27 protein-coding genes and 2 pseudogenes are annotated in these 25,821 nt (G+C 56.2%); 25 read left to right on the top strand and 4 right to left on the bottom strand.

Annotated features, from left to right (window positions below; all coding sequences use genetic code 11):
* Positions 1-29 precede the first annotated feature (29 nt).
* Genes ACJ77P_RS08855 through ftcD form a run of 4 tightly spaced genes read left to right on the top strand, consistent with a single transcriptional unit; the run spans position 30 to position 2,962 of the window.
* A complete protein-coding gene (locus tag ACJ77P_RS08855) occupies positions 30-458 on the top strand; it encodes a hypothetical protein (protein ID WP_408998027.1) in 429 nt (142 codons plus the stop codon).
* A gap of 15 nt (positions 459-473) precedes the next feature.
* On the top strand, positions 474-1,361 hold the full coding sequence (locus ACJ77P_RS08850; protein WP_408998026.1) for a hypothetical protein: 888 nt from the start codon (positions 474-476) through the stop codon (positions 1,359-1,361).
* 33 nt (positions 1,362-1,394) lie between these two features.
* Positions 1,395-2,024 (top strand): hypothetical protein, encoded by a 630-nt coding sequence (locus ACJ77P_RS08845; protein WP_408998025.1) that lies wholly within the window; start codon positions 1,395-1,397, stop codon positions 2,022-2,024.
* A gap of 47 nt (positions 2,025-2,071) precedes the next feature.
* Positions 2,072-2,962 (top strand): glutamate formimidoyltransferase, encoded by an 891-nt coding sequence (ftcD, locus tag ACJ77P_RS08840; protein ID WP_367358982.1) that lies wholly within the window; start codon positions 2,072-2,074, stop codon positions 2,960-2,962.
* A gap of 75 nt (positions 2,963-3,037) precedes the next feature.
* Here the strand turns inward: ftcD and ACJ77P_RS08835 are convergent, their stop codons facing one another.
* Both ACJ77P_RS08835 and ACJ77P_RS08830 read right to left on the bottom strand, forming a co-directional pair.
* A complete protein-coding gene (locus ACJ77P_RS08835; RefSeq protein WP_367358983.1) occupies positions 3,038-4,561 on the bottom strand; it encodes a GEGP motif-containing diheme protein in 1,524 nt (507 codons plus the stop codon).
* An 84-nt stretch (positions 4,562-4,645) separates the two neighbouring features.
* Positions 4,646-5,902, bottom strand: coding sequence for an FG-GAP repeat protein (locus ACJ77P_RS08830; RefSeq protein ID WP_408998024.1), 1,257 nt, complete (start codon positions 5,900-5,902; stop codon positions 4,646-4,648).
* Positions 5,903-6,191: 289 nt separating this feature from the next.
* Between ACJ77P_RS08830 and gspG the strand changes: the two genes are divergently transcribed.
* The 13 genes from gspG to ACJ77P_RS08765 are packed head-to-tail and all read left to right on the top strand — an operon-like array spanning position 6,192 to position 18,277.
* The gene (gene gspG, locus ACJ77P_RS08825) at positions 6,192-6,638 is read left to right on the top strand and encodes a type II secretion system major pseudopilin GspG (RefSeq protein WP_408998023.1); all 447 of its coding nucleotides are present in this window, start codon (positions 6,192-6,194) and stop codon (positions 6,636-6,638) included.
* Between the two features lie 2 nt (positions 6,639-6,640).
* Complete coding sequence (locus ACJ77P_RS08820) at positions 6,641-8,317, top strand: GspE/PulE family protein (protein WP_367358986.1); 1,677 nt, start codon at positions 6,641-6,643, stop codon at positions 8,315-8,317.
* On the top strand, positions 8,317-9,516 hold the full coding sequence (locus tag ACJ77P_RS08815; RefSeq protein ID WP_367358987.1) for a type II secretion system F family protein: 1,200 nt from the start codon (positions 8,317-8,319) through the stop codon (positions 9,514-9,516). Before ACJ77P_RS08820 ends, ACJ77P_RS08815 begins: the two co-directional genes overlap by 1 nt.
* A 10-nt stretch (positions 9,517-9,526) precedes the next feature.
* Positions 9,527-9,946 carry a Tfp pilus assembly protein FimT/FimU gene (locus ACJ77P_RS08810; RefSeq protein ID WP_367358988.1) on the top strand — a complete coding sequence of 140 codons (420 nt, stop codon included), beginning with the start codon at positions 9,527-9,529 and terminating at the stop codon, positions 9,944-9,946.
* A complete protein-coding gene (locus ACJ77P_RS08805) occupies positions 9,943-10,380 on the top strand; it encodes a hypothetical protein (RefSeq protein WP_367358989.1) in 438 nt (145 codons plus the stop codon). Before ACJ77P_RS08810 ends, ACJ77P_RS08805 begins: the two co-directional genes overlap by 4 nt.
* A complete protein-coding gene (locus tag ACJ77P_RS08800; protein WP_408998022.1) occupies positions 10,364-11,035 on the top strand; it encodes a prepilin-type N-terminal cleavage/methylation domain-containing protein in 672 nt (223 codons plus the stop codon). The genes ACJ77P_RS08805 and ACJ77P_RS08800 overlap by 17 nt, the downstream gene beginning before the upstream one ends.
* Positions 11,010-11,939 (top strand): general secretion pathway protein GspK, encoded by a 930-nt coding sequence (locus ACJ77P_RS08795; RefSeq protein WP_367358991.1) that lies wholly within the window; start codon positions 11,010-11,012, stop codon positions 11,937-11,939. Before ACJ77P_RS08800 ends, ACJ77P_RS08795 begins: the two co-directional genes overlap by 26 nt.
* A 5-nt stretch (positions 11,940-11,944) precedes the next feature.
* Positions 11,945-13,129 (top strand): hypothetical protein, encoded by a 1,185-nt coding sequence (locus tag ACJ77P_RS08790; RefSeq protein ID WP_367358992.1) that lies wholly within the window; start codon positions 11,945-11,947, stop codon positions 13,127-13,129.
* Positions 13,089-13,670, top strand: a complete 582-nt coding sequence (locus tag ACJ77P_RS08785) for a hypothetical protein (protein ID WP_367358993.1) — start codon at positions 13,089-13,091, stop codon at positions 13,668-13,670. Before ACJ77P_RS08790 ends, ACJ77P_RS08785 begins: the two co-directional genes overlap by 41 nt.
* On the top strand, positions 13,667-14,368 hold the full coding sequence (locus ACJ77P_RS08780; RefSeq protein WP_408998021.1) for a hypothetical protein: 702 nt from the start codon (positions 13,667-13,669) through the stop codon (positions 14,366-14,368). The genes ACJ77P_RS08785 and ACJ77P_RS08780 overlap by 4 nt, the downstream gene beginning before the upstream one ends.
* Positions 14,365-15,039, top strand: coding sequence for a lytic transglycosylase domain-containing protein (locus ACJ77P_RS08775; protein WP_367358995.1), 675 nt, complete (start codon positions 14,365-14,367; stop codon positions 15,037-15,039). The genes ACJ77P_RS08780 and ACJ77P_RS08775 overlap by 4 nt, the downstream gene beginning before the upstream one ends.
* Entirely contained in the window at positions 15,036-17,147 is a 2,112-nt protein-coding gene (gene gspD / locus ACJ77P_RS08770; RefSeq protein WP_408998020.1) for a type II secretion system secretin GspD, read from the top strand. The genes ACJ77P_RS08775 and gspD overlap by 4 nt, the downstream gene beginning before the upstream one ends.
* 17 nt (positions 17,148-17,164) lie before the next feature.
* Positions 17,165-18,277 carry a Kelch repeat-containing protein gene (locus ACJ77P_RS08765; protein ID WP_367358997.1) on the top strand — a complete coding sequence of 371 codons (1,113 nt, stop codon included), beginning with the start codon at positions 17,165-17,167 and terminating at the stop codon, positions 18,275-18,277.
* Positions 18,278-18,317: 40 nt separating this feature from the next.
* On the opposite strand, the gene ccsB is transcribed toward ACJ77P_RS08765, so the two are convergent.
* Positions 18,318-19,163, bottom strand: coding sequence for a c-type cytochrome biogenesis protein CcsB (ccsB, locus tag ACJ77P_RS08760; protein ID WP_367358998.1), 846 nt, complete (start codon positions 19,161-19,163; stop codon positions 18,318-18,320).
* On the bottom strand, positions 19,160-20,533 hold the full coding sequence (locus ACJ77P_RS08755) for a cytochrome c biogenesis protein ResB (RefSeq protein WP_408999415.1): 1,374 nt from the start codon (positions 20,531-20,533) through the stop codon (positions 19,160-19,162). The genes ccsB and ACJ77P_RS08755 overlap by 4 nt, the downstream gene beginning before the upstream one ends.
* 241 nt (positions 20,534-20,774) lie before the next feature.
* On the opposite strand from ACJ77P_RS08755, the gene ACJ77P_RS08750 reads away from it, so the two are divergent.
* From ACJ77P_RS08750 to cysK, 8 genes and pseudogenes are all read left to right on the top strand, one after another.
* Positions 20,775-21,203, top strand: a complete 429-nt coding sequence (locus tag ACJ77P_RS08750) for an Rrf2 family transcriptional regulator (RefSeq protein WP_367358999.1) — start codon at positions 20,775-20,777, stop codon at positions 21,201-21,203.
* Positions 21,204-21,485: 282 nt separating this feature from the next.
* A pseudogene (locus tag ACJ77P_RS08745) lies at positions 21,486-22,123 on the top strand (hypothetical protein); the annotation flags it as partial.
* A 4-nt stretch (positions 22,124-22,127) separates the two neighbouring features.
* Positions 22,128-22,607 carry a methionine biosynthesis protein MetW gene (locus tag ACJ77P_RS08740; RefSeq protein WP_408998019.1) on the top strand — a complete coding sequence of 160 codons (480 nt, stop codon included), beginning with the start codon at positions 22,128-22,130 and terminating at the stop codon, positions 22,605-22,607.
* Complete coding sequence (locus ACJ77P_RS08735; protein ID WP_408999414.1) at positions 22,504-22,812, top strand: methionine biosynthesis protein MetW; 309 nt, start codon at positions 22,504-22,506, stop codon at positions 22,810-22,812. The genes ACJ77P_RS08740 and ACJ77P_RS08735 overlap by 104 nt, the downstream gene beginning before the upstream one ends.
* On the top strand, positions 22,766-22,954 hold the full coding sequence (locus ACJ77P_RS08730) for a hypothetical protein (protein ID WP_408999441.1): 189 nt from the start codon (positions 22,766-22,768) through the stop codon (positions 22,952-22,954). Before ACJ77P_RS08735 ends, ACJ77P_RS08730 begins: the two co-directional genes overlap by 47 nt.
* 95 nt (positions 22,955-23,049) lie before the next feature.
* A complete protein-coding gene (gene mnmA, locus ACJ77P_RS08725; RefSeq protein ID WP_408998018.1) occupies positions 23,050-24,120 on the top strand; it encodes a tRNA 2-thiouridine(34) synthase MnmA in 1,071 nt (356 codons plus the stop codon).
* A gap of 116 nt (positions 24,121-24,236) precedes the next feature.
* Positions 24,237-24,683 (top strand): annotated as a pseudogene (locus ACJ77P_RS08720) (PLP-dependent transferase); the annotation flags it as partial.
* Between the two features lie 116 nt (positions 24,684-24,799).
* On the top strand, positions 24,800-25,756 hold the full coding sequence (cysK, locus tag ACJ77P_RS08715; RefSeq protein ID WP_408998017.1) for a cysteine synthase A: 957 nt from the start codon (positions 24,800-24,802) through the stop codon (positions 25,754-25,756).
* Positions 25,757-25,821: the final 65 nt, after the last annotated feature.

Below are 25,821 nucleotides of genomic sequence, written 5' to 3'. Positions count from 1 at the left end.
AATCTTTCTGGTGATGTCAAGGGGGACTTATGATTAAAAGAGTATTAATTTTATTGATGGGAATAACGGCTTTTTGGGTCAGTGGCGCGTTTGCAGAAGATCTGGATGTTGAATTATCCTGCCCCACTTCTGTCTATGCAGGCAGCGTGCTGAGGGTGACTGCCTATGTGTCAAACGATGGAGATAGTGCTGTAACCCTGAACCGGTATGCGGCGGGGATGGTCGGCACCAACACCAACAACGTCCTGAGCTCGTCGCGTGTGTTCGGCCCTTACGCGAGAACGATGAACCCCAGAACGATCCCGGCAACAGGGCAAACCGTTAAAATTTCTTCGCTTTCTATCGTCAACTCCGTTTCGGCCGACTTCAAGGGGAAAATGGCCATGGTGGTTGTGGACTTTGTCAATGCCCGCGGGAACTCCCTGGGAGGAGGCACCTGCTTGGTGAATGTTCCATAACAGCCTGTGAGTTCCATGGCTCCATCCCAAGCTCCTTCTCCGGTCCCGCAAAGGGTTAAGCGAGTTCTGTCCGGCCTTCTGCTGGCGCTTTTTGCTGCCTGGCTTGTCTGTTCCGCTGTCAGGAGCGACGGGGAAAAGAGTGCCGTACAACCCCGAGCGGCGGCAGAGCGGACATACGACAAGTTCCGCGCCGGAAACGTCAGCCTTCTGGAATATGACCAGAATGATCTGACGATCCGATTGTCCATCGAGGAGATCATCCACAGAAAAAGACAAACACCGTTTTTTGAATATCAGAATGTGAAGGAGCTGCGCCTTCGTTCCGCGGTCTTTGACATCTACCTGTCCGATGCATCCTCTTCCGCGGAAAAGTACGGCATCCCTTTCCACTTATTGGAGAGATGCATTCACCTTGTGCCCGGAGCGGAAAAGGCGAGCCCCATCGGTTCCTATTTTGAGGAAAACACCGATGGGGAACCTGATATCCTCAGCAGGATACAATTTGATCGCCTGGCCGTGAAGATTCATTACTCCGCAGGAACGGTCCTGGAGCTTGCCGCTGAAAAAGCGTTCCTGGGAGGTGATTTTAAAACCCTTGTCCTGGAGGGGAACGTGAAGATCCTGACTCCGAAGGGCCAAGCCGTTCGGACGCAGCAGGCCGTCATCAGCCGGAAGTATGACGGCATCCTGTTTCCCGGTGGACACTTCCTGCAGGGAACCTTTGAGAAGCAGAAATCCTTTTACCGGCTGAGCGCCGATGGCCGCCTGGCGCCGCTGCCGCTGCCGCCGGATGTCAGGTATGCCGATCCGTTGGCTGCAAAGGAACAGGAGCTGTATGACAGAATTTTTAAAAAACTCCCCCCCCATCAGCGGATCATGTTTGGAATCACAGGACCGGAATAGGTTGGATGGACGCGGGAGAGAAAGGAGCAATGCATGACATCCAGGGTAGGTATTTTCCTTGTCATGGCCTTGTTTTTTGGTTTCTGTGGAGCCTCTGAGGGAGGTGAAGAGGGGCTGCATGTTTCCGTAAGCAACGGCCTTGTCCGTATTTCAAGTACGGAATCGACGCTTTCCGAGATTCTGGAAAAATTGTCCCGGAAGCTTGGTATGACGATCCATGCCTACGGTGCAAGGGAAGATGCGGTGGTTGCGTGTGAAATCGAAGGCGTCGGCGTTGCCGAGGCTCTTCAGAGGCTTGTGCCGCAATGGAATTCCCTGATTTTTTCCCGGGATGATCACTCCATAGAAATCGGGGTAAGCGGCAGCGAGGATGACGGGGCGTCTGCCGAATCCGATTCAACGGAGCCTGAGAACGGGACGGAATCGGCTCCATCGTTGAATGGAGAGGAGGATGAGATGCCGGAGGAAGAGGCTGTTCCCCACGATGAAGAGGCCGCCGGCGACTCCGCGACAGGGGAAGCGCCTGAAGATGAGGACGGAAATGAGGCAACCGCCCCGGATCCGGATCCAGGGGACGTTCAAGAAGAGGATGAGCCGACGGATGAGTTCACCATGAATGAACCGGGGAGCCGGCCGCGCCGGCACGGGACCTGGCAGTTTTGATTGCCGGGTCCGTTTGAATCGTTAATTGCCGGGGGATTTGAGAAGGGATGAACATTATCGAATGTGTGCCGAATTTCAGTGAAGGCAGAAACCAGGGGATCATAGAGGACATCGCCTCGGCGTTGGCGGCGGTTTCCGGTGTCCGTCTGCTTGATCACAGCATGGATCCGGATCATCACCGCAGCGTCTTTACGTTTATCGGGCCGCCGGAACGTATCGTGGACGGGGCGCTGGCCGCCTGCAGCCGGGCCGCCGAGCTGATCGACATGAGAATGCACAGGGGGGCCGTTCATCCCCGAATCGGGGCCGTGGACGTGGTGCCCTTTATCCCTCTCGGCGATGCGGAGATGAAAGACGCCGTGGATGCGGCGCACCGGTTCGGCTCGCTGTTCGGAACCCGGAACGGGATTCCCGTTTATTTTTACGGGTCGGCAGCCTTGAGTCCACAGCGGCGGGAACTTCCCGATATACGGAGGGGCGGATACGAGGGCCTCGAAGAGCGGCTGAAGGATCCGAAATGGAAACCGGATGCGGGACCGGCTTTTTTTAATGTACACAGCGGGGCCACGGCTGTAGGTGCGAGGATACCTCTTGTGGCCTTCAATGTTGTCCTCAGCTGCGGCGAACTGAAACCGGCGGAGGATATCGCCCGCAGCATCCGGCAGTCGAGCGGGGGGCTCAGGCATATAAAGGCCCTCGGTGTTCCTTTGAAAAGCCGGAACCTCGTTCAGGTTTCGATGAACCTGACCGATTACCGGGAAACCTCCATGCGCCGGGTGTTCGATGAAATCAAGGCGAAGGCCGAACGTCTCGGCGTTGAAATCCTGGAATCGGAACTGATCGGCCTGGTCCCCCGGGCGGCGCTGGCCGGCCGGCCCCCTGAGTACTACCGGCTGAAGGACTTTTCTGAAAAGCGCATTCTTGAAAATTGCCTTTGACGTTCCGGGCCAGAAAACAGCCGGCTGCCCCATGGTGCACACATTCCGGGCAGCCGGCTGAGAGGCGCCTAACGGTCAACCGCCTAAAATGACGAGGGCGATCCAGACTTTTTGAAGATCATTGTAGAGTTGCTTCTGAACCTTCAGGTCCACGACACAGTCATTGGCATCAACCTTGCCGGTGAGGTATCCATCCATCTTGTTCGCCACATTCTGTTTGAGGTTATTTCGTGCGGCGGAATAGGCCTTTCTGGCCACCTGCTTCTTTATCGTCTCGAGATGTGTGACCAGAGCCAGTTGAGACGATCTGTTTTTGAAAGACTTCGTGCCCTGAGCTTTAACGGTATTGATCAAAATGTCCAGGCCTGTATACAGACGATACAGGGGCCGGGGATTGATGGCGCCATAAATGATGACCTTCTTCTCGTCAACATAGGGCCATCCGGCTTCGAGCGTGTTGATGTCCGTTGTTCCCGGAGGCAGCGGTTCCACTTTGATCATGGTGACGGTCCGGGATGAAAATCCCGCATTATGATCGTTGATGGAATTGTCTTCATTGTACGGCCAGATCCAGGCATCCTCGGCAGTCGGGTTGGGGGCGTTCGAACGCTGATCCGGGGGGCCCGGAGTCTTCTGGGGAGGTACGACACGATAGGGGCCTTCTCCGTCCAGCTTGTTCGATAAATTCAATAGACCCGGCGTCAGATACTCGCCGTCCCGCTTGAAAGCCAGCATCATTTTTAAATCATCGGGATTGGTTATCCCTTCTCCGTTTACCCTTCCGGCGGCTGCGGGCGAACTGTAATCGCACCACCCGGTTGCCGGGTTGGTTGCCATATCCGCCTGCCTGTCATAGTAGAAAGTCCCCTTGGGATAGATGCCGAGGACATGATAAGAGCTGTCATTGGCGCTGGGTTTCAGCGGGTGATAGGTGGCAAATCCGTCCGGGGCATAAACCGTGATGCCGGTGGCTGAATCGAGCATGATCGCCCGGATCAGGTCTTCAAGGTCTATTCCCCTGTATTCCGTGTACCGGTCATCCGACTTGCTGGCATTCATCATCATGAACTGGGTGTGCTGAGCCATCCTTTCAAATTCCGCAAGTGACAGGACACGGGAAGGGGCCGGTATTTTTGACGGATCATCGGCTGCGTCGCCGGGATATGTTCCGGCGCCGATTTCCTTTGCATTGCTGAAGCCGTCGCCATCGGAGTCATCACCGTCAATGGCCAGCAATGCAGCGGCCGTTCTTCCCCTGGTCTGCCATTTGTTTTTGTAGGCCAAACCATAGGGATTCAGAGTCGCCAGCAGATTCTCTTCGCTGCTGTCAGCCCCGTAACCTGTTTTGTAGTGACACCACTGGCAGCTGCCCAGCGTCACGACCTTTTTCCCCGATGTGTATGAACCGCCAGAGTGACACAGGGTGCAGCTGTCAAGCTTGGTGCTGATCTGGCCGGGATAGGCTTCCCGGAAATTTGCCGAGTCCAGATCGCCCTGGTGATTGTACGCTGCATAAATCTGAATTCCGGAAAACAACAGGAAGGATACAGAGACCAGGACGGCTGGTAGAACAAACAGATTCCTTTTTCCTTTCTTCATGATGGTTTCTCCCTTAAGATGATTTTTTTTCGGCCGACGCGATGAGGTTGGCCCCTTTGAACCCGTTCCTCTGCGCCGTGTCGCCTAGGGCTTCAGAGTCAGCACATAAGCGGCGCCTGCGGTAGAGTCGGCAAAGTGTGCTCCGGTGACGAGCTTATTGCCGAAGGCCGACAGGGAATATCCGAATTCATCGCCTGCCAGACCGTCGCAGGCCGTCAGTTTCACGATCTGCTTCCAGGAATTGCCCGCCCTGCGGAAGAGATAGATGGCTCCTTGATCGGCTTTCTTCCCGGCATTTTTGCCGATATCGGTGCGGTTGGCGCCGACGGCGATGACATCACCGGCCATGGAGACGGACTGCCCGAATTGATCCTTCTTCTGGCCATCGCTGGCCGTCAGTGTGGCCACATGATCAACGGTATGCCCGTTCACAGCAAAAACATAAGCCGCTCCAGCGTCCTCCGTTCCGCCGGGATCCGCCCTTCTTGCACCCACTGCCATCGTGTTTCCGAGCATCGCCACCGTAAAACCAAAATTGTCGTCCTTCGCCCCATCCGGCGGAATGACTTTGGCAAATTCCTTCCAGCCCTCTCCCGTCCTTTGGAAGAGGTAGACGGCACCGGCGCCCTCTGGATCGGCATTTCGAGCGCCGATGGCCAGGAGGTTCCCCCGCAGCGCCACCGATTGGCCGAAATAGGCCTTCGGGACTGGATCGCCCGCCGTCAGCTTTTCCGAGAAGACCCATTGGTTTCCCCTGTGGAGAAAGACATAGGCGGCTCCAACATCGTCGGCACCGCTCTCCTCTTTGCGGGAGGTCACGACGAGGACATTTCCCTGAAGGGCGAGGGCCCTGCCGAAATTGTCTTCATCGGCTGGGTTCGGAGAGGAGACCTTGGCTTCATATCGCCACGATCCCATGTGCTTCCGAAAGAGATAGACCGCACCGGCTTTTTCTAAGCCGCCAGCTTCAGCAAAACGGGAGCCGACGGCGACCAGGTTGCCCTGGATGGCGACAGCCCGGCCAAACTCAGCCCCTGAAGTTGCATCGGGGGCAACCAGCTTCGCTTCTCGGATGTACCTCTGTCCCTGACGGTGAAAGAGGTAAACGGCACCGGCTCCGCTTGTCGATCCGGCATTGGCATTTCCTGCCCCCACAGCCACGTGATTCCCGTCGATTGCAACGGACCGGCCGAACTCCGCCCCTTCGACAGGGTCACCTGCGGTCAGCCGAATGTCACAGGCTTCAGGCTGCCTTGCTACAGCCATGCTGCTGATGCCCAGCAGGATGAGCAAAAAGAAAACAGAGAAAGCGGAAATCCTAATGTATGAGATACTCTTCATAATTCCTCCTTTGACGGACCGATATTGAGCAAGACTTGATTGGATAAGTTATGTCACAAGTGATGTAACTTATCCATCCTTAATTTCTGTCCTGAAGTCAGGGAATAAAAAATACACAAAAACCCTTTCCCTGAGTAAGGCTTTAAGGAATCGATCAGTTAATTGAACGTCTTGGATCAGGATATTCCTGAGTGACCGACGGAAAGGCGCCATGATCTAAACATTGACATCCCTTTTTCAATGTGCAACATTTCCTGCAATCCAAAAGAAAAAGACAGGGGGATTTTCAATGTCCCGATTAAGAACGACCAGGTGGCATGATGCGGACAGGGCGTGCCGATATAGGCGGAAAACCGGAAAGGAAAGGGGATTTACCCTCATTGAAATCCTGATCGTGGTCATTATCATCGGCCTCATCGCTTCTCTGATCGCCCCCAATCTGATCGGGCGCTATGAACGCTCGAAGGAGGAAATCGCGAAAACCCAGGTGGAGATGCTTTCCTCCGGGGTCCTGTCCTTCAAGCTGGATGTGGGCCGCTACCCCTCGACGCTGGAGGAACTGATCAAGTCGTCGGACACCAGATGGCGTGGGCCTTACCTGTCCAAGCAGATCGTTCCCAAGGACCCATGGGATCAGGAGTATCAATATAAGGTCCCAGGCGAACATGGCCCCTTTGACCTTTATTCTCTCGGACCCAACGGCAAACTGGATGACAAGTCGGCGAAGAGCTGGTAGCCATGTCTCTCACACAGTTCTTGAAGGAGATCTATCGCCTGCCCGATGAAGATCTTGAGAAGGCCCTAAAGCTGCAGAAGGACCTGGGGGGGGATATCGGCCGGCTTCTGGTGCAGGTCGGCTCCATAACGGATGGCCAGCGGCTCGAAGGATTGTCCTCCTATCTCAAGATTCCCCTCTATGAGGAAGAATATCCCGCGGATGACTCGCTGGTCGCCTGCCTGGAAGGGTGCCTGGATTACGGTTTTCTTCTAAAAAACCACTTCTTCCCCTTGTCGATCGACCATGAACGGAAAATTCTCTCAGCGGTTACCAGCGATCCCTTTAATTCTTCCATGCCCGATTATGTCGTGAAAAATCTCGGCTATGCCGTTCAATTGCAGCTGGCTCCGGAAAAGGTTGTCGAGGATCTGGCCAGGGGCTATTTAGAGGTCCAGGAGCGTAAATTCATTCCCCTGACCGTTGAAGAGGACGCGGAAAAACTGAAGGAAATGGCCTTCGAAGCGCCGGTGATCACCTTTCTCAACAGCCTGCTCAACAAGGCCGTTGAGATGAGAGCTTCCGACATTCATATGGAATCCGCCGAGAAGAAACACCGGGTCCGATTCCGGATTGACGGGATTCTCCATGACATCGACACCCTCGAGGAGGCGTTTTATCTTGCCGTCGTTTCGCGCATCAAGCTCCTGGCGGAGCTTGACATCGCCGAGAAGAGGCTGCCCCAGGATGGGAAATTCTCCACGCGGATCGCCTCGCTGTTCCTCGATATCCGCGTATCCACGCTTCCCACCGTCAACGGGGAGTGCGTGGTCCTCCGCCTCCTGTACCGGGAAAAGGTTTCTCTGGATCTCGATTATCTGGGGCTGGAACCGGACCACAAGGAACTTGCCGTCCGCATGATCGGTTCTTCGTATGGAATGCTGCTCGTGACCGGCCCCACCGGGTCCGGGAAGACCACGACCCTCTATTCCATGCTGACACGCCTGAATCATCCGGACCGTAAAATCATCACCATCGAAGACCCGGTGGAGTACCAGATTCAGGGAATCAATCAGATCCAGGTGCGCAGTGACATCGGGCTGAGTTTCGCGGCGGCTCTGCGTTCCATCCTCAGGCATGATCCGGACATCGTTCTGGTCGGAGAAATCCGGGATCGGGAGACGGCGGAAATCTCCATCCAGTCGGCCCTGACGGGGCATCTCGTCCTTTCCACGCTGCACACCAACGATGCGCCCAGCAGCCTCTTCCGACTGGTGGAAATGGGAATCGAAGACTATCTGCTTAACGCGGCTCTCGTCGGGGTCATGGCCCAGAGAATTCTCCGGAGAAACTGCCCTTTCTGCAGCCGTCCCGATCCGGGGGCCGAAGCGCTGCTGCGGGAATATGCCCTTCACGATGTCGCCGAAAAGTGCGGCCATCTCCTCGGGGACGGGATCAATCTGCAGCGGGGGCAGGGGTGCCCTCGTTGCGGTGGAACGGGTTATCGGGGGAGAATGGCCATTTTTGAACTCTTTGACTACACGGATGATCTCAAGGAGCTCTTTCTCAAGAAGATGTCGCTGGAAGCCCTGAGGGGAGCCCTGCGGGAGCGGCCGTCTTTCCGCTACCTGCGGGAAGACGGGATCCTGAAGGTCGCACGGGGGCAGACGACCCTGGACGAAGTTTTGAGGGTCTGCTGATGGAATTCGCCTATTCGACACTGGATTCGACAGGACGTGAAGTCCGGGGAACCCTGCTGGCCGCCGATCACACAGAGGCTCTGGCCAAGCTGAGAGCCCGGGGACTGACGGTAACGAACCTCACCGAAAAGACGGGAAAAGAGGAGCGCCGGTTTGTCCTGCGCAAGCGAATCATGCCCCAGGACGTTTACAGCCTTTCCAGGGAGGTGAGCACCCTTCTGCGTTCGGGGATTCGGATCGACCGCGCCTTGGAGCTTCTTCGCAATGGCGCAAAAAAGAAGGAGATGAAAGAGGTGCTCAACGCCGTTCTTCAGGACATCAAAGCCGGGGGAAACGTCGCACGCGCCTTTGAAAAGACGGGCTATTTCTCACCCTTTCTGGTCAGCATGATCCAGGTCAACGAGGCCGCCGGCAATCTGCAGTCCGCCTTCGAGAACATCGCCCAGTACCTGAAGTTCCAAATCGCCTTCCGGTCGGAAATCCGGAATGCCATGACCTATCCCCTGTTTCTCATCTTCGCCAGCATCGTGACGTTCCTGGTTATTTTCCAGTTTGTCGTTCCCCGGTTTTTCAGCATCTTCGGCGCCCAGCTGGAAAGTCTGCCCCTGCCGGCCCAGGTGCTGTACACCCTGAGCGGGTGGGTCAATTTCCGTTCCCTGGCCATATTCCTGGCATTGGTGGGCATTCTCTTGGCGGCCCGCCGATTTTATCCCGCCCATGTCAGGCTGCCCGATCTGTCGGACCGCCTGATTCATCTTCCGGGGTTGAGAACGCTGATTATCAACCTGGAGGTTTCCCGGTTCTGCTACTCCATGCATTCCATGCTTCTCAGCGGCGTTGAATTCCTCCGCGCATTGAGGCTTTCCATTTCCCTGATCCAGAACGCGTCCATAAGAAGCGCCATGATGCCCACCGTGGGGCTGGTCAAGGAAGGGCGGAAGATTGCCGACGTCTTCGCCGAGATTCCCCTTCTTCCCGACATGGTAGCGAACATGGTCAGGGTGGGGGAGGAAAGTTCCAGCCTGAAGGAGGTCTTCTTTGAACTTTACTCGATGTTTGACGAGCGCTTCAAAAACAGTGTAAAGCGGATGCTGACCCTGGTGGAGCCGGTGATCATCATCGTGATGGGGGCTGTCGTCGGCTTCATTGTCATTACGTTGATCCTGACCGTGATGAGCGTCAGCAGCATCAAACTTTGAGGGTCCGGACATGCGCGAACTTCCGACACGGCAGAGGGGTTTCACCCTCATCGAGATCCTGGTGGTCATGATTCTTCTCGCTGTATTGCTTTCCGCCGTCCTCCCGGTCTCTTACAACATGGTGCGCCGGTATGGGGCAGCTCTGCGCGCCCAGGAGGTCATGCTCTATGTGTCCGGACTCCGACGGGACGCCTTTCTCTACAGTGAAAAGCATCTCCTGGGTTCTCTGGAAAATACGCTGACGGTGGATGGGGCACCGATCCCGTTCGCCGATGTCCAGGTCACGGTTGAGCCCCCTATTTTCTTTTACAGCAACGGGACAACCACCGGTGGACGGATAGACATTACCGTGGACGGAGAGCGCTATCTTCTCCACGTGACGGCCCCCTTCGGGACCCTCTCCCTGGAGCCCGCGGAAGAGGCCGCATGAAACGGCGGGGAGATTTCAAATCCGGGGGCTTTCTTGTCCTGGAGATCCTGATTGCGGGGTTGATTCTTACCGCGGGGATTGCCGCCACCATGTATCTGTTCCGGATGGGGTTTGAACACCTCGAGAAGGCGAGAATATCCAATACGCTGTCAGCGAAGCTCGTTCAGGCGACCGGCCTGATCCGGTCCCTTGACCTGGAAAAGGTGAGTGGAACGGAGGAGATGGGCGAGGGAGTGACCCTCAAATGGAATGCCGGGGTTCTTTCCTCCATGATGCCGGTATCCGCCGAAAAGAAAGAGGCGTCTTCGTTCCTCTATCATCTCCTGCTCTACCAGGTGGAATTCACCCTTTCGGCACAGGGAGTGAGCAGAGACTATTCAATGCACGTTCTCAGATACAAGGCCCTGCAGACAACAAATGAACCCACATCCTAAGGGCTACACCCTGATTGAAGTTCTCGTGGCGATCGCCATTTTTACCGTGATGGTCATGCTGGCCGGCATGGCGATCAATCAGGGACTGCAGCAGTACCGAAGTCTCATGGAAAAGGGCTTGAACTTCTGGGATTATGCCCGGATGATCTGGATCGAAAAGAGCTTCACCTCAACAACCGACTATTATGTCCGGACCCGGAGCGACGGATGGTTCCCCTATTTCCGGGGTGACATGGACCGTGTATCCTATGTGTCCCTTGCCCCCTTTGCCGGTGAGCTGCCGGTGGTCGTCTGGGTCAGAAAGGAAATGGATCAGCAGGGGAAACTGTTCCTGGCCTATTATGAACGGCCCGTTTACACGAAAACATTTGAGGATATTGAAAGGGATTTTCTCTCCGGGAATTACAGGGAAGGGCAGGGCGTCCGGATCCTGGAGCAGGTGGACAGCATCGCCTTTTCCTACTTCGGCTACGACTCCGCAAGACGCGGATACGTCTGGTTTGATCGGTATGAGGGAAGCAGGATGAAGCGGCTTCCCGCGATGGTCCGGGTGTCCTACCGGCAGGGGGATTATTCGGGGAAAATCGTTTTCAACCTGTATGTAAACTCGCTGATGAAGACGGAATATAATGACGCCTATCAAGCTGTGCCTTGACAGCCGGGGTTCGGCCACCATGCTGATGGTTTTTATGGTGACGGTCATCATGACCGTCGGACTGGGGTTCAACTGGCTCGTCAAGGAGCATCTTCAGGCATCGGAGAACCTGAAAAACAAGGCGGAAGCCATCGTGAAGGCGCGGTCGGCCTATGACACTCTGATTTACCTCCTCCTCAGGGGACGCACAATGCCCCGGGAGGTCGTGCTCTCCGGCACGGAGGATCTGACCCTGGTTTCAACGCTTCCCCTGGACAATGCTCCGGTTCCTTTGTCCGATGATATAACGGTCCGTCTTCAGGACAGCAACGGGTTGATCTCCCTGGCAACGATCAATACGGCGGCGATGCAGCAGCTTCTCCAGCGGGTCCTGTCGGTCGACAGTGCCTCGGTCCCTCTGGCCAGTCTGCAGGATTGGACCGACCAGGACGATCTTACCCGGTTGAACGGGGCGGAGGCCTCTTACTACAGGAGCCATCGGGGTTTGCCACCCCGCAATTACGCCCTCCAGTACATGGACGAACTAGGGTTTGTCCGGGGAATGACGCCGGAGGGATATGAACGGCTCCGACCCTGTCTCACCATGCTTCCCGCGACGGGGTTCAACCCCAATACGGCGCCTGATGAGGTCATGATGGCCTTTTTGGATATTACGGAAGAAACGCTTCAGAGCATAAAGAATTTCAAGGCTGAACACGGGGTGATTACGGAGGGTGCGCTTCAGCTTTTGACGGGGCGCATGATGGCCAAGAACAGGAAGATGATCTATTTCAAACCATCCCTTTTCATGGATATTTCGGTGAGTGCCGGTCAACCGAAGGCCATGTATACCATCAAGGCGGGATTGAGTCTGCGACAGAACAACATCGCACCTTACAGCGTTCTCTACTGGCGGGAGGAATAGGCAACATGCAGGGACTGACGGCGGGATACTGGCACAGAAACGGCCTTGATCTCTATCGCTATGTAAAGGGGAAGCCGGTCCGGACCGGCGGCGGCTCCCTGGATGAGCTGACCCCCCTTCGGGGGGCACTGCAGAGGATCGTCCTGATCATCGGAAGAGACCGGCTCCTTCACATCCGTAAACGCTACCCTCCGGCGCCGAAGGAAAAACTGGCCAAAGCGGTCCGGCTGGAACTGGGGGAGCTGTTCCCTTTTTCCCGGCCGGACTTTTACTGTCGCGTAAACTCCTCGTCCTCGGCCTATACGGAATTGGATATCTGGGCTTGGGAAAGCGAGCCTTACAGCCTTTTGCGAAACGTCCTGCCTTTTCATTACGCGATCCCTGAAGAAGCGGCGTTTTCCTCCTCGACAGCCGAGATATTCCTGTGGACCTGGAAGGACGTGACCCATCTGCTCGCCGTATCGGAACGCCGGTTTCTCGGCGCCGCCTCCCATCCGGCCGATGCCTTCACGGAGGAGGATGCCGAACGGTTTCTGAACAGCCTGGAGGCCTACGGGGCTGAAATGCACAGGATGCGGGTGTACGGAATTCTTCCCGTCACCGTGAGGGAAAGGCCTGCCCTCTTTGTAGAGAACGTGCCCGACAGGGGATACTCTCCCTGCCTGGACAACATCCCCTCCATGAACCTCCGGGAATTCCGGTGTAAGAGGGAACTGCGGATTCCTGCCTACCCGGGACTCCTGTTCCGAATGGCGATCTACGGTGTCCTGGGCTGCGGCCTGGTGCTCTATCTGAACATGAGGGATCATGAGCGGGCCAGCCAGGCGCTCCAGGAGATATCGCGGCAGATGGACAGGAGAATCCAACTGGCGGAGTCCCGGCAGGGAATCCAGGCCATCGATTACTCCGCGGTACAGAAGGAATTGAGCGACAGGCTCAATGCCCGGCAGTCTCCGCTGAGCGTCCTGGACATGCTGGCCCGCACACTGCCCGAGGACTGTTATATCAGCAGCGTGCAGTTGAATGAGAACAATGTGGAAGTTCTGATCATCTCAAAGGAACCACTGGCTGCTCTCAAGGCGTTGGCTGAAGAGAAAGGCATCCGGAACATCCAGCTTAAAGGCCCTTTGAACATGGAAGGAAAAACCGGTGAGTATTCTTTCGTCGTTACCATTGAACTGGCAGGATAGACCCATGGCCGGTGCGGGAAAAGAGGGCTCGATCAGGGCGATGGGCATTTACCTCATTATTCTGCTCGCTTTGCTGCGCTTTTTGATTTATCCATTGTACAATGGGTTGGAAAGGCAGAAACAGATTCTTGACGAGCAGAAGAAAAGCCTGACCCTGAAGACCCGCCTTCTCAATCAGCAGCAAGGCGGGGCGCCCCTTGCTGCCTTCGTGGGAAGGGAGCGGTTGACCCCTTATCTTTACGGGAAGGAGCAAAGCCTCACGGGGATTCAACTGGACATCGTTCACAGGATGAACGTCGTTGCCAGGGAAAAGGGAGGAGAGCTGGTACGCTTCGAGATGCTCGAAACGATTCCAGGACGCACCCTGAGCGAAGCCCCCGTGACGCTCTGGTTCAGCGGACCGCCGCAGGCCCTGATGAACATCCTGAGGGCCGCGGAATCGACGGGAAAATCTCTTGACGTCAAGGGGATGGAAATCACGAAAAGCCCGCAGGAGTTCCTGCTTTTACTGACCCTTTCGGCTTACAGGTTAGAGAGATGATCAAAAAGGCCCTTCCGGATCTCCTGATGGCAGCCATCATCGTGACGCTGGCTTTTTTTATCGCCGCAGGTCTCTCCCCCTCAACCTCTCCGCCGCCGGTCCGGCCGGAGAGAACGGACGCGAAAGCGGCTGTCGGACAGAAAAAGGCCTGGGCCCCTCCCGTCGTGCTGGAAACGGCACTGAAGCAGCGCAACCTGTTTTCAGAGGCCGGGCGCTACGACCTTCCTGAAAAGAAAACCGGGAAAGCACCCGAAGTGCTTCCGGAAAACCCTTATTCCCTGGTGGCCGTCATGCTGGGGAAGGAGCAGAAGGCCGTCTTCAGGGATTATAAGGGGACCATCCACACGGTGACCAAGGGGAAAACGCTCATAGACGGAGCTGTGCTTACCCGCATATCCCCCCGTTCCGTTTGGACAAGGAAGGGGAGACAGACGAGGGAGTTGAGCCTCTTTGATGTGCGCCGCAAGCCGGCGGATGCCGTCGGGGGGGAAGCGGCAGGGAAGAACCCGGATGCGAAGCCGGCAAGGAGGGACCGAGTTCCCCGAGCGCCTGAAGGAGAAATAAAAATCCCCCCTTCTTTACCGGATGGTGGTAAAGAAGGTAGCCGGATGGGGAAACCCGGAGCGGGGAAGGGGAAACGAGAAAGCCCGTTACGTAAGGAGCACAAGGACCCTGATGAAACGGGGAAGGAAACATGACATCGGATGCCCCGTCCAATGGAGAGGGAAATGCCATGAAATGTATCTCCGCTGCTGTGCCGTTGGGATTGCTGCTTCTGGGAATGGCCGTTCTGTTCCCCCTGACCGCCGCGGCCATTGAGCTTTACTCCTTCCAGGGGGAAGGCGGGCAGATTTATTACACCAATGTCCCCGGTCCGGGACACCGGAAGATCAATCCCCACGTTCTGAGAATGAGGGCGAAGAAGAAGGCTTCCGTACCCCGGAGGACGGGGATGGGGCCGGCCGCCGAGCAGTTGGAGTATGACGAGGCGATCCTGTCCGCCTGTGAGCATTTTGCCGTGGATCCCCACCTGGTCCGAGCCGTGATCAAGGCGGAATCCAATTTCGATCCCGGGGCAAGATCGCCGAAAGGGGCCATCGGACTGATGCAGCTCATGCCGAATACCGCCCGCGAAATGGGGGTGTCCGATCCCCTCAATCCCGTTGAAAACATTTTCGGCGGTGTGGGCTATTTAAGTCAACTGCTGAACAGCCTCAACGGCGACTTGCCGTTGGCGCTCGCCGCGTACAATGCAGGTCCGCAGCGGGTCATGAACTACAACGGCATTCCCCCCTTCCGGGAGACACGGAATTACATCGAGAGGGTGCTGGATTATTATGAGCATTTCAAAGGGAAGGACTCGTTATGATTAAAAGGGATCGACAGCGGACGACTCTGTCCGCCGTGTTCGTTTTGGTATGTATCCTTGCGCTCAGTGGCTGCATGAATCAGCCGCGATGGCGTCAGCATGTTTCGCTGGACCGGCCGGCAGGGACGGAAAAGCAGGGTGAAATCGGCGGGAGCGGCGATTCCGAGGCAGCGGCCATGAGACCGCCGGTTGAAGAAATCACGGTACCGGCCTTTGAGAGGAAAGCGCCCCAGAAAAAGCTACCCCCCCCCGTCAAGCCCATTGAGGCGCACCGTGTGACCATGGTTGATACTCCGGTCATGATCAACGCCGAACGGATGCCCCTTTCCGATTTTATCATCCATGCCCTTGGGGAAACGCTGAAAGTCGCCTTCGTGATGGACGAGAAGATGCTGAACAACAAAAAGCCCATCACCATGCGGATGCCTGAGCCCATGCCGCCCGAAAAGGCGTTGGAGATGATCATGGGGATGCTGGAAAAATACGGATATTATCTGGATGAAAAAGCCGGAGCCCTCTACGTCCTTGAAAAACCCCCCGAACCCAGGGAGCCGAGATCTCCTGTGGACATCCGGGTCGGCACAACGCCGGAAAACAGCCCTGCAGAAATTTTGCAGGTCGTTCCTCTCCGTCATGTCCGCCCCGCCGATGTGGAGCCCCTGATCAAGGATCTCTTCCGGTCCGGTGTCCAGGTAAAGCCCTACAGCCGGCAGAATGTCATTGTTCTGTATGGCCGGGCGTCGCAGATGAAGCCCGTTATGGAATTTCTCGAGACCTTCGATGTTCCCTATCTGCAGAAAAAGAAGGTTTTTATTCTCCGGCTGACTTACTGGCAGACGGATGAGTTTATCGCCCAGCTTAAAAGCATCATGGAGGGCCTCGGATTTATCGTTGCCAAGACGCCCAGGGAGCCTGGGCCGCTCTTGATGCCCATCAAGCAGCTCAACGCCGTCCTGGTGATCGCACCCGATGAAACCACGGCCGGGAATATCCTGGGCTGGAAGGAAAAGCTCGACACCCCGGAGGCGGCCGGCACGGAGTTTAAGGCCTACACCTTTATCCCGAAATACTCCCTGGCTTCGGAACTGGTGGAGTCCATCCAGAAGCTCTATGGTTCGATGCCGGTAACCGGGAGAACGGCGATGCAGGCTGCCGCCGGACCTCAAAGACCGGCGGCGGCAAGAGCCGCCGTTGAAAGAAAGGACAGCTCCTTCGAATCCACCGGTCTGAAGATGTCGGCGGATGACAAGAAAAACATGATCATCATTCTCAGCACGCCCGATGTCTACCGGAATCTCCTCAACCTTCTGCAGACACTGGATATTCCGGCCCGGCAGGTTCTTATCGAAGCGACGATTGTCTCCCTGAAGCTCACGGATGAATTGAAATACGGCGTGGAGTGGCTGATCCGAAATACATGGAACGGTGACGCTTACGTGCTGGGTACCTTGGGGCATCTCGGCACAGGGCTCAGCACGGATCCCGTGGGCCTGTCCTATTCTTTCCTGAGCAGGACCGGGCAATTTCGGGCCCTGATCAACGCCTACGCCCTGGCGAACAAGGCCAACATCCTTTCCACGCCCCGCCTGATGGTTCTCGACAACATGGAAGCCACCATCCAGATCGGTCAGGACGTGCCGACCGTTACAGGACAGATTACCGATGTAAGCGGGACTACGACCAGTTCAACCAGCGTTGCCCAGAGTATCCAGTACCGCAGTACGGGAATCATGCTCAAGGTGAAGCCGACCATCAACACGGAGGGGTTGCTGACCCTGGAGATCAGCCAGGAGGTCTCCAAGGTCGAAGGCGCGGGTGTCGGAGAATCTCCCATTATCACAACGAGAAAAATCAACACCTCTGTGGTCGCCACGCACGGACAGACAATCGTGCTGGGAGGCCTCATGGAGGAGACCTCGAGCCTCACCGAAAACAAGGTGCCCCTGCTGGGCGACATTCCCTTTCTCGGAAACCTCTTCAAGTCCACGGGAAAAACAAAGGAGAAAACGGAGCTCCTCGTGCTGGTGACCCCCACCATTCTGACAAATGCCGATGATGCAACCAGGGTGACCCGTCAACTGAGGGACGAGTTGAAATGGATCAAGTGACGGCCGGGAGCGCGTTCATGCAGGAAAAGGAAAACCAGGTGATGACCGGACTAACAAGAATTTTTTCTTCTATTTTCGCGCTTGTCGTGTGTTTGCTGTGCGCAGCGCCGACAGCGGGATATGAATGGACGCCCCTGCCCGACATGAAGCATGTTCATAAGGCGGGGACCATGACGGTCATGAGGGATGGCCGGGTCCTTCTGATCGGCGGGGCGTCAGGGGATGCCGGTCAGACCCATGCCCTGGCGGAAGTGTTCGACCCGGCTGCGGGAACCTTTCGAGTCACCGGTTCGATGCATCAACGAAGGAGCGGGCACTGCAGCGTGGCTTTGGCGGACGGAAGCGTCCTTGTGGCGGGAGGGTCAGCCGGGCGCGTCCTTCACGAGCTGAGGAGCGTTGAACTCTATGATGCGCGGACGGGCCGGTTCACGAAGGTCGGGGACATGTCGGTCGGCAGAATGGCCTCTCCAACCTGCACGGCTCTGCCCGACGGAAACGTGCTCATCGCCGGAGGCGCTTATGAGGGAACCGTGGGCAGCGGCAATGTTCTTTTGGACAGGTTCGACTTCAGCCGCTCAACCCTTGTTCCGCGTGTCGGAAAACTGGCTTCCCCGCGATCCGGACCAGGGCATGTCTCCATTCTGCTCGCTACGGGACAAATATTAAACATCGGAGGAATGAGCGATTATTCGTCTCCCGCGGTGCCGGCAGCCGAATCGTACGATCCGGAGCACAACGTTTCATCGGCCATGAGGATGCAGCCGGCGGGCGGTCCCGGCCCTTATGCCGCGGCCGCACTGCCCGACGGGAACGTGATCCTCATGAAAAAAGGTGAGACAACCTATCCCGAATATTATGATCCTTCCGAATGGCGCTATGAAACCCTTCTGGCGGCAGGCGCATTCCGGATGAACCCTGCCGCGTCATCCATCACGGCCCTGAGGGGCGGGAAAATCCTCTTCATTTCCGGACGGCAGCTGAGGGTTTTCGACCCCGCCGGGAATTCGACGGAACAGATCGGCTTTCCACCCCGGCTCGGAAACGGCCAGTGCGTCGAACTCGATGACGGCCGTCTCTTCTGCGCCAATCTGGAGAATAAAGCGGCAGCCCTTCTCAGACTCAAAGAATGATTTCCGACAGAGATCTTCCATCCGGCCTTTCGCGGACAAATCAATTCAGATAGCTGTGCAGACCCGGCAGATAGTTGACTCCGAGGTACGTGAACAGGACGGAGGCAAAACCGACCATGGTCAAGGCGGCCATCCGCTTTCCCCGCCAGCCCTTGATATACTGGACATGAAGGGTCACGGCATAGACGATCCAGGTAATGAGCGACCATGTCTCCTTGGGATCCCAGCTCCAGTAAGAGCCCCAGGCGTAATGCGCCCAGATCGAGCCCGTCATGATGCCGATGGTCAGGAAGACGAATCCCAGGGCGATGCTCTGGTAGATCATGAGGTCAAGGCTCGCCAGCGTCGGAAGCCGTTTAAGAAAACGGTTCGAGTTTTCGGGCTTGTCTGCGTCCGCCGTTTTCAGGAAGTACATCAAGCCGCATCCGAAAGCAAAGGCAAAGCCCGAATAACCCATAAAGCAGGTCACCACGTGGCTTGTGAGCCAATTGCTCTGCAGGGCGGGAATAAGGGGCTGAATCTCGTTGTTGACGCCCGGGGCGATAGAGGCATAGGCCATCGCCAGGAAGGCAAGGGGAACGACAAAGACGCCGAAGGCCCTGCTTCCGGTCCGCCATTCAATGAAGAGGTGGAGCAGCATGATCGCCCAGGCGAAGAAGATCATCGATTCATAGAGATTGGACAGCGGCGCGTGTCCGATCCCCAGGCTGTAGGAGACTTTCCACCTCCACAGGATGGCCGCGGTCTGGGCGGCAAAGCCCGCCCACGCCGCAAGAGAAGCCAGCTTGCCCCAGGACCGGCCTCCAAGGATCATGCGGAAGAGGTACAGAACGAAGGCGCCGAAGTAGATAAACGTAACCCAACTCAGAATGAGAGTGTGACTCATACGATTCCTTTCTCCTGAATCCGCCGGCCCAGCAGATCAAGCTCCCGATCGAGCGCCGCCATATGGCGGCTTCTGCCGGCAAGTGAAATACGGGTCTGCCGCCCCGCCTCATCGACACGGACCCAGATGTGTCTATGAGGCATGAAATGCCGGAGAATGAGGCCGGCCACCATCAGAAAGGCCCCCAATGCGACCAGCGGGACGCCTGGATCACGGACGACCTGCAAACCCGTGTAGTACTGCTGTTCAATCTCCTTGAGATAAAAGCGGTACGGTTTGAATAGGGCGGGATCGAAGAGAGGGAACTGGGTTAACAACTCCGGGTACATCTCCGCGATCTCGTCGATGTGCTGAAGGACCCAGAACTGGATATGGCGGCCTTGCGGCGAGGCAATGTCCAGTTTCACCCCGGGGCCGAATTTCATCAGATTTCCTTCGATGCGCAGGATCTCGACGTGGGCGCCGCCTTCTTTGAGGTCAAAACGGTCGCCAACCGAAACAGCCACTTTCTCCTCCTGTCCCTTTCCCGTTGAATAGCCCAGAACGGCACGGCCGCCTGGAGCACTGCCGAAGGAAGACTGGTAGAATCGATATCCATTGACATGGATCGGATGGTTGACCATCAGCGCGCCTTGACGGACGGGCTGACCGCCCTTGAGGAACGTCAAGTCGGACCGGTAGGTCTTGGGCATGCCGTTGGCGTATGTTTCCAGGGTGAATTTATCGCAGCGCACCGAAAAATCGAGGCGGTGGATGTCTCCTCCATTCCTGGAGGCGACGAGATTGGTGGTTTCTCCTTCGCTGATGTTGACGTATCCTTCAAAACCAAGGACGGAACCGATGACCGATCCCGCGATCATAAACAGAATGCTCAAGTGAACCCCGTAGACGCTGAACAGTGACAGACCCGCCTTCCGAATGGAAAAAAAGACATGGCCGCCTTTGACGTCCTTTTCAATGGCTCCATAGTTCTCCTTCAGCAGGTTTTCCAGGGACGAGAGACATCCCTCGCGATTCTGCTCGGTCAGAAGAACCCGGTTCGGGGGGAGCTTGCTGAAGAGTCCCACCGGCACAGGAAAATGGGGCGTCCGATATAACTTCCACGAAACGGGAAGCCGATTCAGGGAGCAGACCGTCAGGTTGAGGGCCAGAAGACCCAGAAGACCGTAATAGAGAGGGGAATGGTAGACATCGAACAAGCCGAGAGCGTGAAACAGGCCGGATATGCCGGGAGACAGCCGCTGGGCGAATTCCATGGCGCCCTCTCTCTGGGGAAGAAACGTTCCCACCATGAAGAGCAGGGCCATCGCGATCAAAAGGACAACGGTCAGTTTGATGGAAGAAAAAAAAGATCTGAGGGCTTTTTTCATCTCGGTCACTCGCTGTTCTCCATTTCTACGTGGGCATGCTTCTGCGGCGCCATGTCAACGTGTTGTTGAGAGGTGACTAGTCATTGCGAATTTAACATTTGACGACTGTTCCAGCAAGGAGAATAGAAGAGATTTCTTTATTTCTATTCCCGCGCTTAAAATACTTCTTGACAGGGTCATTTTTATTTTTATAATTTCTACCAAAACAGTAGAGATAAGCAAAAGGTTAAACGTAAAGAACATGAAGCTTTCTACGAGGGGTCGCTATGGGCTGCGCTTTATGCTGGATCTGGCGCTTCATTACAATCAGGGGCCCATTTTTTTGAAGGACATCGCCCAGCGCCAGGGTATTTCGGAAAAGTATCTCTGGCATCTGATTCACCCCCTCAAGGCGGGGGGATTGATCCGTTCAAACCGAGGGGCTCATGGCGGCTATTTCCTGGCGAAGGCGCCAAGCGAAATCAACCTGAAGGAAATCATGCAGTCAGTGGAAGGCTCACTGGCGCTTGTCGACTGTGTTGACAATGATTCTGTATGCCAGCGGGCGCAGACATGTATCACCCGTGACATCTGGCAGGAAGCAACCCGGGTTATGCTCCATACCCTGGAATCTCTGACCCTGGATGCCATGGTCAAACGTCAGACGGAAAAAGAGGAACAGGTAAAATGAAGGGGAGCGTCGGATCCCGAATGATGTGCCGCTTGAAAATGATAACCCGCTGTGCGGGCAGAGGGGGGCCGTGCATGTAGCCTCGGAAAAGGATTACATGGCATTGATCATTTACCCGCAGCCTGAACCTTCGCGAAGAATGCGGGTTTTTTATTTCAAGCTGAATGGAAGTCTGAACAGAGATCTTCTGAAATGAAAGAGATTCCTTTAAATTCAGTGAATATCGCTGGAGCGGCAGCGGGTAGGGCACTACCATCCAACACGCCGGACTGGGTCGAGACCCTGCATTTCACATTCGCCAAGGGGCCGGAAGAGAAACTGGTTCTGGACGGTGGGGAGAAACTGGGGCCGGTGACTCTGGCCTGCGGGACCTATGGAAAGCTTAATGCTCAGAAATCCAATGCCATCCTGATCTGTCACGCCCTGTCGGGCGATGCCCATGCCGCCGGCTATTCCGCCGGCATAAGGAAGTCGGGTTGGTGGGATACTTCAATCGGGCCCGGCAAAGCCTTTGACACCGCTTCTTTGTCATCTGTTCCAACGTGATCGGGGGGTGCAAGGGATCGACGGGGCCGGCATCTCTTAACCCGGAAACAGGAAAACCCTATGGCTTGAGCTTCCCCGTCATTACGATCGCCGACATGGTCGAGGCCCGGCGGCACCTGATTGATGTTCTCGGAATCGATCGGCTGCTCTGCGTCGCCGGAGGCTCCATGGGTGGGATGCGCGACATCAGGTTTCTCGTTCTTTCTTTCTCATCGGATTGGCTCTATCCACCCACCCAGTCCAAGGACATTGTGCGGCAATTGAAAAAAAGTCATGCAGATGTGGCCTATTGCGATCTGAAATCCAACTATGGCCATGACGCCTTTATTTTGGAGACGGAAGGGCAGACCCAGCTGATCCGGAATATTTTAAGCAGCAATGACGACTCATACTGAACAGACAAATCTTGTTCCTCCGGACTACCGGATCATCAGCGAACTGATCGATTCCGGCGCGCGCATCCTCGATTCGGGCTGCGGCTCCGGCGATCTGATGGCCTTTCTGGTTCGAAGCCGCCATACCCGGGGGCAGGGCATCGAACTGAACGAACTTGCCGTCCGCGAATGTGTCGAGAAGGGGCTCAATGTGTGCCATGGCGATATTGAAAGCGGCCTGCTGGAATATCCCGCCGGGTCTTTTGATTATGTGATTCTGAACCAGAGCCTTCAGGAAATCCGACAGGCAGACGCCCTGCCGGCGGATGCCCTGCGAGTCGGTCGGGGGGGGGATCGCAGGCTTTCCCAATTTCGCCTGGATCGGCTCGCGCGGCCGCCTTTTCTTTCAGGGAAAGTCACCGATCACCGCCGTCCTGCCTTACCGCTGGTACGATTCGCCCAACGTGAGGTTTCTCAGCATTGACGATTTCCGCGATTTCTGTAATCAGAAGGGGATCGAGGTCCTCAAGGCCCGTTATCTCCGCGGCGGAAAAACCGTATCCTGCCGGCCGAATCTGCTGGCCGAAGCGGCGGTGTTTCTTTTGACGGCAGAACATGCATCCCAACCGGGAACTGTCAATCATGGAAACCATCATGAAGATCATTGCCAAGCTGAAGCGGAAGCGTAAGGCCGTGATCCCGGCGCACAACTACTCGTGTCCGGAGGCGCAGAATATCGCTGATTACGTCGGTCGTCTCCTGAGGGCGAAGAATTCCATAAGAATGCAAAAGGGAGCCTGGTCAACAGTGACCCGACCAACCGTCGGATGACCCCGGTCCAGGTATGCCGGGGTGATTTCAACAAGGGAGCTGGAATCCAGAATAAGGAATCAAAGAATAAACATTCGGGAAGGGGTGAAGCAGCCTTGAAAAAAAAGGTTCTCCTGGCCGTCAGCGGCGGTGTGGATTCTTCCGTGGCCGGATGGCTTCTGAAAGAGGAGGGATATGAAGTCGCCGGGGTTACCATGTGTCTTGGCGTGCGCGACGAGGGAATCAAGACCCGCTGCTGCGGAAGGGACGCCATTGAGGATGCCCGGGAAGTCTGCGGCATGCTCGATATTCCCCATTATGTCCTGGATTATGCGCCGCTTCTGGAAAGCTGCGTGATCGACAAATTCACGCGGGAATATCGCCTCGGCCGGACGCCCAACCCCTGCATCGACTGCAACCGGTATCTGAAGTTCGGTCATCTGCTGAAACAGGCTCGCGCCATGGGGTTCGATTACCTGGCCACCGGCCATTACGCTATGATCGAGCAGAAGGAAAACCGGTGGGTTCTCAAGAAACCAAGAGATTCCGGAAAGGATCAGACCTATTTTCTCTATCCCATACCCTTCGAAGCCCTGGAACATATTTCCTTTCCCCTTGCCGACCTCACGAAGGAAGAGGTGCGGGAAATCGCCCGGAAGGCCTGTCTCCCCATCGCCGGCAAGGCGGAGAGTCAGGATCTGTGCTTCGTGACCCAGGAAAGTTACGGGGAATTCCTGCGGGAACGGGGATGCCCGGTTGAGCCGGGACCCATCGTCGACCGTTCCGGCCGGGTTCTGGGTGAGCATTCTGGAACGGTTTTCTACACGATCGGACAGCGTCACGGCCTGAGGATCAGTTCTCCCTGTCCTCTCTATGTGGTGGCCATCGATGCCGTCCGAAATTCGGTCATCGTGGGCGAAAAGCGGGATGTTTATGCATCGGCGCTCATCGCCGGCGATATGAACTGGCTGACTCCGGACCGGCCCCGGGAAGCGGAAGGCAAAATCCGGTATCGGAAGAGATCCTCGCCCTGTACAATCATTCACGACGGGGATCGAGTCCGGATTCATTTTTCCGAAGACCAGGATGCCATCACCCCCGGTCAGGCTGTCGTCCTCTACTCTGGCGACGAGGTGCTGGGCGGAGGCGTCATCGAGGAAGTCCTGCGATCCACAACTCATTCTTGAGAGGTCTTAGAAGTACGATCGTGAAATCCTTAAAAAGAGAGACCCTTCTAATCCATGAGGGCCAGGAGCCTGATCCGGCCACGGGAGCCCGCGCCGTCCCGATTTACCAGACCACATCTTTTCTCTTTCTCCAGGGATTGGAGACGCTCCATCTGCGGATGATCCGTCACGCGGAAAATGCCCTGGCCGTTGCCCACTATCTGAAAAGGAATCCCAAGGTTTCCTGGGTGAACTATCCAGGACTTCCCGACAGCCCGGAAAAGGACAAAGTTGACAGGTATCTTCCCCTGGGAGCGGGGGGCATTCTAGGCTTCGGGATTAAAGGTGGGCTGGAGTCCGGAAGAACGTTTATCGATTCCCTTTCCCTGGTTTCCCACCTGGCCAATGTGGGCGATGCCAAGACCCTGGCCATTCACCCGGCAACCACGACTCACCAGCAATTGTCCGCGGAAGAACAGCCGGCAACGGGTGTAACGCCTGATTTCATCCGGATGTCCATAGGAATCGAACACATCGATGATATTCTGAACGATCTCGAACAGGCCTTCGACAAGGTATCCTGAAGGATATCTTAAAAAGGTGCCGGTGAAAGACCGGCAGGGAAGCCTCCGGCGGGAAGAATCATGCGGCTGCGATTGGATACAGCCTGATTCCAGGAACGAAGAAGGAGGATGAATTCATGAGAATCTACGAAGATAATTCCCGCTCCATCGGCAACACGCCGCTGGTAAAACTGAATTCTTTGACAAAGGGGATGTCGGCGACGGTCCTCGTCAAGGTGGAAGGTCGGAATCCCGCTTATTCGGTAAAATGTCGGATCGGTGCGGCCATGATCTGGAACGCCGAAGAGCGAGGCATTCTTCGCCCGGGAATGGAAATTGTCGAGCCGACAAGCGGCAACACGGGAATTGCCCTGGCTTACGTTGCTGCTGCCCGGAAATATAATCTGACGCTGACGATGCCCGAAACGATGAGCATCGAACGCCGTCGGGTCCTTGCCGCTTTTGGAGCCAATCTGGTGCTGACACCCGGAGCGGAAGGAATGAAAGGGGCGGTCCGTCGGGCGGAGGCTCTGGCGGCTTCGGCGCCGGAGCGATTTTTTCTGCCCCAGCAGTTCAAGAATCCGGCAAATCCCGCGATCCATGAAAAGACCACGGCTCCGGAAATCTGGACGGATACGGACGGATCCGTGGATGTCCTCGTGTCCGGCGTAGGGACAGGGGGAACCATTTCGGGGATATCGCGATATATCAAGAAAGCCATGGGTAAGCCGATTCTTTCCGTGGCGGTTGAACCCAAAGAAAGCCCGGTGATTACCCAGCACCTGGCCGGAGAAGAACTACGGCCGAACCCCCACAAGATTCAGGGCATAGGCGCCGGCTTTATCCCCGACAATCTGGATCTGTCGCTGATCGACCAGGTGGAACTCGTGGAAAGCGGGGAAGCTGTGTTGACGGCCCGGAGGCTGGCCCGCGAGGAGGGAATCCTGGTCGGCATCTCCAGTGGAGCCGCTGTGGCTGCCGCTATGCGACTGGCCGGCCGGGAGGAATTTGAGGGCAAGACCTTTGTCGTAATCCTTCCCGATGCCGGTGAGCGATATCTCTCTACTGTCCTGTTTGAGGGGATCGGTGAGTAATTGACGTTCGGAAGTCGAATCCCGTCTCTTTCCTTTCAACGTCCTGAAGGGGGGCGCAATTCAAG

Origin of the sequence: Syntrophus buswellii (genome assembly GCF_046097065.1) — a bacterium.
In the GTDB taxonomy this organism is placed as follows: domain Bacteria; phylum Desulfobacterota; class Syntrophia; order Syntrophales; family Syntrophaceae; genus Syntrophus; species Syntrophus buswellii.
This window is presented reverse-complemented; position numbering and strand designations above follow the sequence as displayed.